This window comes from Paenibacillus polygoni, from assembly GCF_030263935.1.
Classification (GTDB): Bacteria; Bacillota; Bacilli; order Paenibacillales; family Paenibacillaceae; genus Paenibacillus; species Paenibacillus polygoni.
The window spans coordinates 1,841,923-1,854,312 of the sequence record NZ_CP127162.1; the positions used below are offsets into that span (position 1 = coordinate 1,841,923).

At 41.5% G+C, this 12,390-nt stretch carries 11 protein-coding genes; all 11 read left to right on the forward strand.

The genetic code is table 11. The features are described from left to right. Positions 1 to 703: 703 nt before the first annotated feature. The 11 genes from QPK24_RS08860 (at position 704) to fliE (ending at position 12,352) form a co-directional block, all read left to right on the forward strand. Complete coding sequence (locus QPK24_RS08860; protein WP_285747954.1) at positions 704 to 1,168, forward strand: MarR family winged helix-turn-helix transcriptional regulator; 465 nt, start codon at positions 704 to 706, stop codon at positions 1,166 to 1,168. Positions 1,169 to 1,436: 268 nt separating this feature from the next. After that, the gene (sucC, locus tag QPK24_RS08865) at positions 1,437 to 2,597 is read left to right on the forward strand and encodes an ADP-forming succinate--CoA ligase subunit beta (RefSeq protein ID WP_285747955.1); all 1,161 of its coding nucleotides are present in this window, start codon (positions 1,437 to 1,439) and stop codon (positions 2,595 to 2,597) included. A gap of 60 nt (positions 2,598 to 2,657) precedes the next feature. Next, on the forward strand, positions 2,658 to 3,587 hold the full coding sequence (gene sucD, locus QPK24_RS08870) for a succinate--CoA ligase subunit alpha (RefSeq protein ID WP_285747957.1): 930 nt from the start codon (positions 2,658 to 2,660) through the stop codon (positions 3,585 to 3,587). Positions 3,588 to 3,797: 210 nt separating this feature from the next. Beyond that, on the forward strand, positions 3,798 to 4,928 hold the full coding sequence (gene dprA / locus QPK24_RS08875; RefSeq protein WP_285747959.1) for a DNA-processing protein DprA: 1,131 nt from the start codon (positions 3,798 to 3,800) through the stop codon (positions 4,926 to 4,928). A gap of 75 nt (positions 4,929 to 5,003) precedes the next feature. Next, positions 5,004 to 7,106 carry a type I DNA topoisomerase gene (gene topA / locus QPK24_RS08880; protein ID WP_285747961.1) on the forward strand — a complete coding sequence of 701 codons (2,103 nt, stop codon included), beginning with the start codon at positions 5,004 to 5,006 and terminating at the stop codon, positions 7,104 to 7,106. 97 nt (positions 7,107 to 7,203) lie between these two features. After that, on the forward strand, positions 7,204 to 8,538 hold the full coding sequence (gene trmFO / locus QPK24_RS08885) for an FADH(2)-oxidizing methylenetetrahydrofolate--tRNA-(uracil(54)-C(5))-methyltransferase TrmFO (protein WP_285749209.1): 1,335 nt from the start codon (positions 7,204 to 7,206) through the stop codon (positions 8,536 to 8,538). A gap of 82 nt (positions 8,539 to 8,620) precedes the next feature. Then, positions 8,621 to 9,163, forward strand: coding sequence for an ATP-dependent protease subunit HslV (gene hslV, locus QPK24_RS08890; RefSeq protein ID WP_213532546.1), 543 nt, complete (start codon positions 8,621 to 8,623; stop codon positions 9,161 to 9,163). Positions 9,164 to 9,247: 84 nt separating this feature from the next. Further along, the gene (gene hslU, locus QPK24_RS08895) at positions 9,248 to 10,645 is read left to right on the forward strand and encodes an ATP-dependent protease ATPase subunit HslU (protein ID WP_285747963.1); all 1,398 of its coding nucleotides are present in this window, start codon (positions 9,248 to 9,250) and stop codon (positions 10,643 to 10,645) included. A gap of 497 nt (positions 10,646 to 11,142) precedes the next feature. Next, the gene (gene flgB / locus QPK24_RS08900) at positions 11,143 to 11,553 is read left to right on the forward strand and encodes a flagellar basal body rod protein FlgB (protein ID WP_285749212.1); all 411 of its coding nucleotides are present in this window, start codon (positions 11,143 to 11,145) and stop codon (positions 11,551 to 11,553) included. After that, positions 11,553 to 12,002 (forward strand): flagellar basal body rod protein FlgC, encoded by a 450-nt coding sequence (gene flgC / locus QPK24_RS08905; protein WP_285747965.1) that lies wholly within the window; start codon positions 11,553 to 11,555, stop codon positions 12,000 to 12,002. The genes flgB and flgC overlap by 1 nt, the downstream gene beginning before the upstream one ends. 44 nt (positions 12,003 to 12,046) lie before the next feature. Further along, positions 12,047 to 12,352, forward strand: a complete 306-nt coding sequence (gene fliE / locus QPK24_RS08910) for a flagellar hook-basal body complex protein FliE (protein WP_285747967.1) — start codon at positions 12,047 to 12,049, stop codon at positions 12,350 to 12,352. Positions 12,353 to 12,390 lie beyond the last annotated feature (38 nt).

Consider the following 12,390-nt stretch of genomic DNA (forward strand, 5'->3'; position numbering starts at 1 on the left):
GTGAACTTTTAGTCTGTAATTTTTAAGCTAAATAACTTAACTTCAAAAATAAATTTAGGGTTCTACTAAAACGACGTTAGAAGGTTATTATACTCAAATGGAATCATTTACTAGCAAGTTCATTGTAAACAATGATACTTTTCGATGTCAATCTTAATTATAGAAGAATACTCGGATGTTTTAAATGAACGTCTCGGACACACATTTACAGACCTTTATATGTAATTCCCACTAGCACCACTGATTGATGTTGTTTTTCTGCATGTGTTGATTGAAGATCAAGGACAAGATTTATTCTATTTTACTAATTTCTTTTTCTTTAATTTCTGTTTTACTAACTTCTACACTTGGTATTACATGCCCTGCTGCGATCTTTACGAATGACAACCGTATTTTCCTTTGCCTTATAGATTACTATTTCATTTTTTTTATTCTGTGTCTTATCTGCTCTATAATGATGGGATAACAGAAGTGAAGTAATATTACTAATTCAATCCTCAGCTTCTAGAAGGCATATTGTGTTACATATATGTTTCATGCAATCTAATTTTCCGTAATAAATTTAGGGTGCGACTAAATGATTGGAAATTAAATATGGTATTTTAGATTTGCTATGATAAAATAAGATACAAAGATTGGGTTGTATATGTATTTTGCATCAGAATCCAACATGATTTGAATGCCAGGGAGCAGGTGGATATTAATGAAAATTCATGAAGAGTTAAAGCTGGAGAACCAGCTTTGTTTTGCTATATATGCTTGTTCTAGAGAGATAACAAAGCTTTACCAGCCATATCTAGACAAGATCGGTGTCACCTATTCCCAGTATTTAGTGCTCATGGTGTTGTGGGAGCGAGAGGAATGTACAGTGAAGGAGATTGGCGAAGCGCTGTATCTCGATTCCGGCACCCTTACTCCGCTGCTTAAACGTATGCAGACCGCAGGGCTGATTAACAGAGAGCGTTCTGCACATGATGAAAGAAAAGTACTTATTTCGCTGACCGAAAAAGGGAAATTGCTCCAAGATGAAGCGGTTCATATCCCGAATGCGATGCGGAATCAAGCTTGTCTTGATGATGATCAGTTTAGATCTTTATTAAATCAATTCACAGATCTATTAACACAGGTTCACGAAAATAATGTCGAGGACAAACAAAAGAAGAACTAAGATAAAAATAGGCTGATAAGAACGAGCTTTATAATTCATCTGAAAAAAGGAGGAACCTTCTACTACTCAAGAGAATGAGCGTAGAAGGTTTTTCCATTTTTACCCAAACATTCTTTATTTGGAATGATATCGATATCAAAATACACTCAGTTTGATACCAATTTTTAAGGTAAGCGTTTTAAAAACGTGTTACAATGATGTGGGTTTATAAGGAAATATGACTAATTAGCCCGCCTTGTTGCAGTCATGTTGATAGGAGGATTCGAGAATGAATATCCATGAATATCAAGGAAAAGAAGTACTTAAACAGTACGGAGTTGCCGTTCCAAACGGAAAAGTAGCTTATACAGTTGAAGAAGCGGTTGAAGCCGCTGCGTCGCTGGGAAGCCCGGTGACTGTAGTGAAAGCACAGATCCACGCAGGTGGACGTGGTAAAGCAGGCGGCGTAAAAGTAGCCAAAACTATGGATGAAGTACGTGAATATGCCTCTGAAATTCTTGGGAAAGTGCTTGTAACGCACCAAACAGGACCAGAAGGCAAAGAAGTGAAAAGACTTCTTATTGAAGAAGGTTGCGATATTCGTAAAGAGTATTATGTGGGAGTGGTCGTGGACCGTGCAACAGGACGAGTCGTTCTGATGGCTTCTGAAGAAGGCGGTACTGAGATTGAAGAAGTAGCAGAAGCTACACCAGAGAAGATTTTCAAAGAAATCGTCGATCCGGCTGTTGGACTTCAAGTATTCCAAGCCCGGAGACTTGCGTATGCAATCAACATTCCTAATGAGCTCGTAAACAAAGCAACGAAATTTATGCTTGCTCTCTACGAAGCTTTCGTGGATAAAGATTGTTCGATTGCAGAGATCAACCCGCTTGTAGTAACAGGCGATGGTAATGTAATGGCACTGGATGCGAAATTGAACTTTGATTCAAATGCTCTTTATCGTCATAAAGATATTCAAGCACTTCGCGATCTGGATGAAGAAGATGAGAAAGAAATTGAAGCTTCCAAGTTTGATCTGAGCTACATAGCACTTGATGGGAACATCGGCTGTATGGTTAACGGAGCAGGTCTTGCGATGGCAACGATGGACATTATTAAATATTACGGTGGGGACCCCGCTAACTTCCTTGATGTAGGGGGCGGTGCTACAACCGAAAAAGTAACAGAAGCTTTTAAAATCATTTTGTCAGATGCAAAAGTAGAAGGTATTTTTGTAAATATCTTCGGCGGCATTATGCGTTGTGACGTAATTGCGGACGGGGTAGTGGAAGCTGCAAAACAGCTCGGTCTTACGAAACCGCTCGTTGTCAGATTAGAAGGTACGAATGTTGATCTTGGCAAAAAGATTTTGTCAGAATCCGGCCTTAATATCGTAGCAGCGGATTCGATGGCAGACGGTGCACAAAAAATTGTTGCCCTCGTGAAATAATTCATTCCTTTTCGGGGATACCCGAACACTTGAAAATAACCGTAGGGGATGTGAACGATCGTGAGTATTTTGGTAAATAAAGATACAAAAGTGATTACGCAAGGTATCACGGGTGCGACTGCGAAGTTTCATGCAAAAGGTGCGCTGGACTATGGCACGCAAATGGTAGGCGGTGTGACCCCGGGTAAAGGCGGCACGACTGTCGACATTGAACTCGAAAATGGCAGTGTAGTTAAGCTTCCCGTGTATAACACTGTAAATGAAGCCAAAGAAGCAACAGGCGCAACAGCAAGTGTTATTTATGTACCGCCTGCTTTTGCTGCAGATTCTATTATGGAAGCTGTAGACGCTGAACTTGATCTTGTGATCTGTATTACCGAAGGAATTCCGGTACTCGACATGATCAAAGTAAAACGTTATATGGAAGGCAAGGATACGGTTCTGATCGGTCCGAACTGCCCAGGCGTTATTACTCCAGGCGAATGTAAGATCGGTATTATGCCGGGCTACATTCATATGCCAGGTCATGTAGGAGTTGTATCTCGCAGCGGTACGCTGACGTACGAAGCGGTTCATCAGCTTACAACACGTGGTATCGGTCAATCATCTGCCGTGGGAATTGGCGGAGACCCTGTTAAAGGTTCCGAATTCATTGATATTTTATCTCGCTTTAATGATGATCCTGATACACATGCAGTCATTATGATTGGTGAAATTGGGGGTACTGCTGAGGAAGAAGCAGCAGAGTGGATTCGCGATCATATGACAAAACCTGTCGTCGGTTTCATCGGCGGGGTTACAGCACCTCCAGGAAAACGGATGGGTCATGCGGGCGCTATTATCTCTGGCGGTAAAGGTACTGCGAAAGAGAAGATTGCCAAACTCGAATCTTGCGGCATTCGGGTATCTCCGACTCCATCTGAAATGGGCTCTACGCTCGTAAGTGTGCTGGAAGATCGCGGAATTCTTAACCTTTGTACGACTCATTAATATCATTTTGCAGTCTAATAAGCCTCGTTAAGAAGAGTTGTTAAAATTTTTTTCTTCTATATAATAGGGCGAATTATAATAGGGGCACACCCGAATCTAGTTTCAATCTAAAAGGTAAGCAACCTTTTTGTCGAATATATCGACAGAAGGGTTGCTTTTTGTATTTTAATTACGGTTTTCTTTTCGTTAGTCAAAGAAAGGGTGGAGAGTATGGAAGACAGACATATTTTATTTGGACTTCAAGAGATGGATGGGATCGGTCGTAAAACGATTAGAAAATGGATGACGAGTGGAAATTTATTATCGGACATGCTAAAATACGAAACTCAGGACTGGATTCAGTCAGGACTCTCGGCAGCAAGAGCTGCTGTGATGAAAGAATGCTTCCATGAATCATTTATTTATGAGAAACTTGAGCTGCTTCATAAGGAACGTATCGAAATTGTAACCTATTACGATAAAGAGTATCCTATATTATTGAAGGAAACGGCGGACCCGCCTTGGGTTCTATACATAAAAGGCAATGCAAGTTTGCTTCATAAGCCGTCTATAGCGATGGTGGGAACCCGAGTTCCTACAGGTTACGGGAAAAAAGTAGGTGAGGTGTTCGCTTCACAGCTGTGCAAGGCAGGATATACGATTGTCAGCGGTCTTGCACGCGGAATAGATAGTGTATGTCACGAAGCTGCTATCCGTGCAGATGGTTTAACGATTGCGGTCCTTGGTGCGGGGCTGTCACATATTTATCCTGCCGAAAACCATGCTTTAGCGAGCCGGATTGCTTCTAGCGGATTGTTAGTATCCGAATATCCCTTGCACCAAAAACCAAGACCTGGTCTTTTTCCTGAGCGAAACCGAATTATTGCGGGGCTCAGTTTAGGTACACTTGTGGTGGAAGCTGATTTACGCAGCGGATCGTTAATTACGGCTGATGCTGCACTAGAAGCAGGTCGCGATGTATTTGCAATTCCTGGGCCCATTACCTCTCCTAAAAGCCAGGGCGCACTTAATTTAATTAAACAAGGGGCTCTGCTAGTCACTAAAGTAGAAGATATTACAGATGAATATATACATGTAATGAATTCTGCTAGAGAAGACAAGTCTGAACAATCCGGGGTTCATCCTGAACCGCTTTTATCCGCAGCACATCAGGAGCTGATTCCAGAGCTTACGGAAGAAGAAAGAAAAGTAGTTGATTTACTTGAAGCAGGCCCTATGACATTAGATGATTTTGTGGATAGGCTTCATCTTGATTTTGGACATTTGCATTCAGTTCTGTTATCTTTAATCATAAAAAAGCAGATTATACAATTACCTGGAGCTATATATAAGTTAATATAGATCCCTTTGGCGTGATTAGATGTGTGATTTCGTCATAGGGGCATGCAGGCTATATTTTGAGAGGAGGATGAACCTATGGCGGATTCACTCGTCATCGTGGAGTCTCCTTCGAAAGCCAAAACGATAGGGAAGTATCTCGGAAGTAAGTATATCGTTAAGGCTTCGATGGGGCATATCCGCGATTTGCCAAAAAGTCAGATTGGCGTAGAAGTGGAAAATGATTTTAACCCTAAATATATTACCATCCGCGGAAAAGGTTCTGTACTGAAAGAACTAAAGGATGCTTCGAAAAAAGTGAAAAAAGTTTATCTGGCGGCTGACCCCGATCGTGAGGGGGAAGCGATTGCCTGGCATTTGGCTCATGCACTTGACCTGGATCAGACAGAAAGCTGCCGGGTTGTTTTTAATGAGATTACGAAACAAGCGGTAAAAGATGCTTTTAAAACACCGCGAAAAATAAATATGGACCTTGTGAATGCACAGCAAGCAAGACGTATTCTTGATCGGCTGGTAGGATACAAGATCAGTCCTATCCTCTGGAAAAAAGTAAAAAAAGGATTGTCTGCAGGACGTGTTCAATCCGTTGCAGTTAAGATCATTCTTGACCGTGAGAATGAAATCGATGATTTTATTCCGGAAGAATACTGGAGCATTACTGCAAAACTAAGTGCAGACGGCAGCCCGATGGAAGCGAAGTTCCATAAGTGGAACGGAACCAAAACGGAACTGACCAACGAAGAACAAGTGAATTCAATACTAAAGCAAATTGAGAATGAAGATTTTACAGTAAAAGAAGTAAAAGAGAAGGAACGGACACGTAATCCGTCGGCTCCTTTTACAACAAGTTCGTTACAGCAGGAAGCGGCTCGTAAACTTAACTTCCGTGCTGCCAAGACGATGTCAGTCGCACAGCAATTATATGAGGGTGTAGATCTTGGTAAAGAAGGTACGGTAGGTTTAATCACCTATATGCGTACCGACTCCACTCGTATTGCGACATCGGCTCAGGAAGAAGCGAAAGAGTTCATTTCTCAAAAATATGGAGAAACTTTCGTGCCGGAAACGTTCCGTCAGTATTCCAAAAAAGCAGCTAACGCTCAAGAGGCGCACGAAGCGATTCGCCCAACCTCAGTACTAAGAGATCCAGATTCCGTGAAAGCATATACAAGCAGAGACCAATTTCGTTTGTATAAACTCATTTGGGAACGTTTCGTAGCAAGTCAGATGTCTTCAGCTATCCTAGATACTTTATCTGTAGATATTACAGCAGGGGATGCAACATTCCGAGCTACAGGATCAAAAGTCCGTTTCCCTGGATTTATGAAAGTGTACGTAGAAGGAAATGATGATGGTACGACAGAAGAAGATAAGCTATTGCCTCCGCTTCAATCTGGGGATGCCTTAGTTAAACAAGAAATTGAACCAAAACAGCACTTTACTCAGCCTCCACCGCGCTATACAGAGGCTCGTCTGGTCAAAACGCTTGAAGAACTTGGTATAGGACGTCCAAGTACGTATGCACCTACACTTGAAACGATTCAAAAACGGGGTTATGTAGCGATTGAAGAGAAGAAATTCATGCCTACGGAACTTGGTGAACTGATAATCGAGCAAATGGAGCAGTTCTTCCCCGAAATTCTGGATGTAGAGTTTACCGCACATATGGAAGAGGATCTTGACCACGTGGAAGAAGGTTCAGAGGACTGGGTGAAAGTACTTGCACAGTTTTATGGTTCCTTTGAGAAACGTCTTGAAGTGGCGGAAGAAGAGATGAAGGAAATCGAGATTGAAGATGAGGTTTCCGATGAAATTTGCGAAAAATGCGGGAAACCGCTTGTATATAAACTTGGTCGATTTGGGAAATTCTTAGCATGCTCTGGTTTTCCTGACTGTCGTAACACGAAGCCAATCATTAAAGACACCGGCATTGTTTGTCCAACCTGTAAGGAAGGACATGTCGTTGAGCGCAGAAGTAAAAAAGGCCGTATATTCTTTGGATGTGACCGTTACCCAGAATGTGATTTCGTGTCATGGGATAAGCCGTCTGTCAAACCTTGCCCAAGCTGCTCATCTCTCATGGTAGAGAAACGGAATAAGCAAGGAACGAAGCTGAAATGTACGGTATGTGATCATACGGAAATCATGGAAGAACCAGATGATGAGTCTGTTGAAATATAAAATACTAACAATGATATAGTGAAACCGGATAGACCGGACTGCTGTCAGCATGTCGAAATGAGGAAGAGATGCTGATCAGCAGCAGGGAGGATATATGATGAGTGATAGAGTAGAGCAAGTAACCGTTATTGGAGCAGGTCTCGCAGGAAGTGAAGCAGCATGGCAAATCGCCCAAAGAGGTGTGCCTGTGAAACTGTATGAGATGCGCCCTGTTGTTAAAACGCCTGCACACCATACAAATCAATTTGCTGAGCTGGTATGCAGTAATTCACTGCGGGCTAATGGCCTTACAAACGCGGTAGGTGTATTGAAAGAAGAAATGAGAATGATGGATTCGCTCGTAATTGGTTCCGCTGACCGTCATGCGGTACCTGCAGGCGGCGCACTGGCCGTGGACCGAGATGGTTTCTCCGGGGAAATTACACGTATGCTTCATGAACATCCGCTAGTAGAAGTGGTAAATGAAGAAATTCAGGAAATTCCTACAGAAGGAATCGTCGTTATTGCGACAGGACCTTTAACTTCACCGGCTCTATCTGCACAGATTAAAGAGCTTATGGGCGAGGAGTATTTTTACTTCTATGATGCGGCTGCACCTATCGTAGAAAAAGACTCTATTGATATGAGTAAAGTATATTTGGCTTCAAGGTATGATAAAGGGGAAGCTGCTTATCTCAATTGTCCAATGAATGAAGAAGAATTTAATCGTTTTTATGACGCGCTCATCTCTGCAGAAGTGGCTGAACTCAAAGAATTCGAAAAAGAAATCTACTTTGAAGGCTGTATGCCGATCGAAGTGATGATGAAGCGTGGTAAACAGACGGCATTGTTTGGTCCGATGAAACCCGTAGGTCTCGTGAATCCTCACACAGGCGAACTTCCTTATGCGGTCGTTCAATTGCGTCAGGATAATGCAGCGGGGACTTTATATAATCTAGTAGGGTTCCAAACACATCTGAAATGGGGAGAGCAAAAACGAGTATTCCAGATGATTCCGGGTCTTGAGAATGCCGAATTTGTCCGTTATGGTGTAATGCACCGGAATACATTTATCAATTCTCCAAAATTGCTTGAACCAACGTATCAATTCAAATCTCGCCCTAATCTGTTCTTTGCTGGACAAATGACAGGGGTTGAAGGTTATGTAGAGTCTGCAGCTTCCGGTCTGATTGCTGGTATGAATGCTGCAAACCTTGCACTAGGTCAAGATTTGTTTGTGCTTCCAAAAGAGAGTACACTAGGAAGTATGGCGCACTATATTACCACTGCCGATTTCAAACATTTCCAGCCGATGAATGCAAACTTTGGATTGCTTCCGAGTCTTGAACGTAAGATACGCAACAAGAAAGAAAAGAATGAAGCACTTGCGAATCGTGCTTTAGAAAGCATTCAACATTTTAAAGAAGAAAAAGGACTATCCACGGGAAAGTAAGGATAGGCTAGTACGTACGCCCGGCAAGTCTTTTTCTGACATGCCGGGCTTTTTTTAAACGAATGGAAGAGGAGGTTTCATGATGCAAACGACATTTCATGCGACGACGATATGTGCTGTACGTCATAACGGCAAAGCAGCGATTGCAGGTGATGGACAGGTAACAATGGGAGAATCGGTAGTTATGAAAAATACAGCGAAGAAAGTTCGCAGATTATACCGAGGACAAGTTGTAGCTGGCTTTGCAGGCTCTGTTGCTGATGCCATTACCCTATTTGAGAAATTTGAAGGTAAGCTTGAGGAACATCATGGGAATCTTCAGCGTGCAGCAGTGGAACTTGCGAAAGATTGGCGCCAGGATCGTGTGCTTCGTAAGTTAGAAGCGCTGATGATTGTAATGGACAAAACCGGAATGCTGCTAATCTCTGGCGGTGGAGAAATTATTGAACCAGATGATGATCTGCTTGCGATTGGTTCTGGCGGGAACTATGCTTTGTCTGCGGCAAGAGCCATGAAACGAAATGCAACACACCTCGAAGCCAAGGATATGGCTCGGGAAGCACTTCTTGTGGCTTCTGAAATTTGTGTCTATACAAACAGTAATATTATTGTGGAAGAACTGTAAACGGAATCAAAATTCTACTTTAATGAGTCATGGAATGGATTCACATTATTATAATAAAAGATAAATTTACCGGGAGGGAAGAAGATGTTAAATGAAGCTTTAACCCCTAGACAAATCGTAAGTGAACTAGACAAATATATTGTGGGACAAAAGCAAGCCAAGAAATCGGTTGCTGTTGCCCTGCGAAATCGATATCGCCGGAGTAGACTTCCTGAGCACGCTCAAGATGAAATTGTACCTAAAAACATACTTATGATTGGACCTACCGGTGTAGGTAAAACAGAAATTGCTAGACGGTTAGCGAAACTTGTAGGTGCTCCTTTTGTAAAAGTAGAGGCAACGAAATTTACCGAAGTCGGTTATGTTGGCCGTGATGTAGAATCTATGGTTAGAGATTTAATTGAGACAGCCATTCGCATCGTCAAGCTTGAAAAAACCGAAAAGGTCAAGGACAAAGCCGAAGAAAATGCGAATGAACGCATTGTACAAATCTTAGTTCCTTCCGCAAATAAATCTAAAAATCAGAAGAATCCCTTTGAGATGATTTTTGGTAATCATAATCAACAGACGGAGGAAGCAGATCCTGCACAAGAAGCCAGCATTTCTGAACGCAGACGCAAAGTGAAATTTGAACTGCTGTCCGGCCAGCTTGAGAATGATGTAATTGAGATTGACGTAGAGGATGCAGCCCCGAACATGTTTGATATGTTTGCTGGTCAAGGAAATGACCAGATGGGTATGAATATGCAGGAGATGTTTGGTAACTTCCTGCCAAAACGCACGAAAAAACGCAAGCTAAGCATAAAAGAGGCTCGTAAAGTTCTCATACAAGAAGAAGCGAGCAAACTGATTGATATGGACGATGTAACGCAAGAGTCCATCAGACGTGCTGAGCAATCGGGGATCATCTTTATTGATGAGATAGATAAAGTAGCCAGCCAGGGACGCGGATCAGGCCCTGACGTCTCTCGTGAGGGCGTCCAAAGGGATATTCTTCCTATAGTGGAAGGTTCGACTGTAATGACCAAATACGGCCCTGTGAAGACAGATTATATTTTGTTTATTGCAGCGGGTGCCTTCCATGTATCCAAACCGTCAGATCTGATTCCAGAGCTCCAAGGGCGTTTCCCAATTCGCGTGGAATTAAACAGCCTCACACTGGATGATTTTGTTTCTATTCTGACCGAACCTAAAAATGCACTGACCAAACAGTATACCGATCTGCTTCGGACAGAAGATATTGAAATTGAATTTTCAAATGAAGCGATTCGTGAGATCGCTAATATTGCAGAAGCTGTAAATCAAAGCACAGAGAATATCGGTGCGAGAAGACTTCATACCATTTTAGAGAAACTGCTAGAGGACCTTTCTTTTGAAGCACCTGAACTCACGCTTGATAAGATGGTGATCACACCTGAATACGTAAGAGAGAAATTAGGTGAGATTGCGAAAGATCGTGATCTTAGTCAGTACATTCTGTAAAATAAAAGCTCTTTAAAGGAAAACACCTTTAGAGAGCTTTTTTTATGCACGAATTTTCGTTTTAATGCAAAATATGTAGTGTGAAATCTTTAGTTAACAGTAAATAAGACGTTTTAATGACAATAAATGCGTTTAACTATATAATAGACTGGTTCAATATCTCCATTTTACCATGGTATGCTTGACTTTGAATATCTTAGAAATGAGAAAATAGGTTGAAAAAACCTATACTTTATAGGACTCTTTTTTCATTAGAATGAAGTTATTTTGTACTTTATACCCAAAAAGTCCTTATATATGAGAAAAGATAGGGCTTTTTTCTTATTGTAATAAATGCCCAAGTGAAAGAAACTTATGTTATATGACAAATAACTTCGTAATTCTACTAAAGACCTATGAAAAGAATTAATCAATGCCAGATTTGTCGAAAACGAGTCATCTGAGGTCTTATTTTATATAGAAGCCATTTTTAGGAATTTACAAGGGAGGTAAGTGTCATACATTTGTTGAACGACAGTAGTTTTAAGACGCTCCAAGCAGGAATTGATGCTGCAAACCTCAGGCAACGAGCGATTGCTAACAATATAGCCAATAGCGACACCCCTTATTTCAAACGGTCAGAAGTCAAATTTGAAGAACTTTTACAGGATGAAATGAAAGGGAATGTAAGTATATTAAGTGGAAAAACAACAAATGAGAAGCATATTCCTATAGGTCTTAACAGTAAAACCCCTGCTGCGCAAATTTCGACAGATCGCAATACAGTAATGAATAATAACGAAAACAACGTTGATGTCGATAAGGAAATGACCCTTTTGGCAGAGAATCAACTTCGTTACAATGCCTACATCCAGCAGGTCTCAGAACAAATTAAGATGATGCGTATTGCAACAGGAGGGAGCAGCTGATGAATATAAGTAACAGCTTTGATATTAGTTCTTCTGCATTAACCGCTCAGCGTCTTCGTATGGATGTGATCTCCTCAAACATTGCAAATGCAGAAACGACGAGAGCGAAGATAGAGAACGGGGAAGCAGTACCCTATAAACGAAAAATGGTTGTACTAGAAACTAGCAAGACAAGCTTTAAGAATATGCTCCAGACACAGATGGAAGGCAAAGGCATTCAGCAAGGCGTCATCGCAACTTCTATTAAGGAAGACACAGCGCCGCTCAAATCGGTATATAACCCAACACATCCGGATGCAAACGCCGAAGGGTACGTATATATGCCTAACGTTGATATAACGAAAGAAATGGTAGATTTAATTAGTGCATCAAGATCTTATGAGGCAAATGTAACTGCACTAAATGCTTCAAAAGCAATGGTGTCTAAAGCACTTGAGATCGGCAGATAGAGTTAGCAGACACTACATATTTTTGAATTTAGGAGGGACCACAGATGATACAAAATACGATGCTTCAAACATCGGCTTTACAATCTCCTTCAATGAGCGGAACACAAAATAAACCAACCCCAGCAGACACGATCAAACAATTCTCATCCTATTTAGATCAAGCAATTACGCAAGTGGCAGAGCAAGAGAAAACGTCTCATGACATGTCAACAGAATTTGTTAAAGGTAACGTGAATGTAGATCAGGTCATGATTGCTTCGGAACAAGCACTGCTCAGTTTGCAGTTAACGAATCAAATTCGAAATAAAGTGGTCGAAGCCTATCAGGAAATTATGCGGATTCAAATGTAATAGAGGTTAGATTAGCAAAGATTCGGATGAGGTGACGG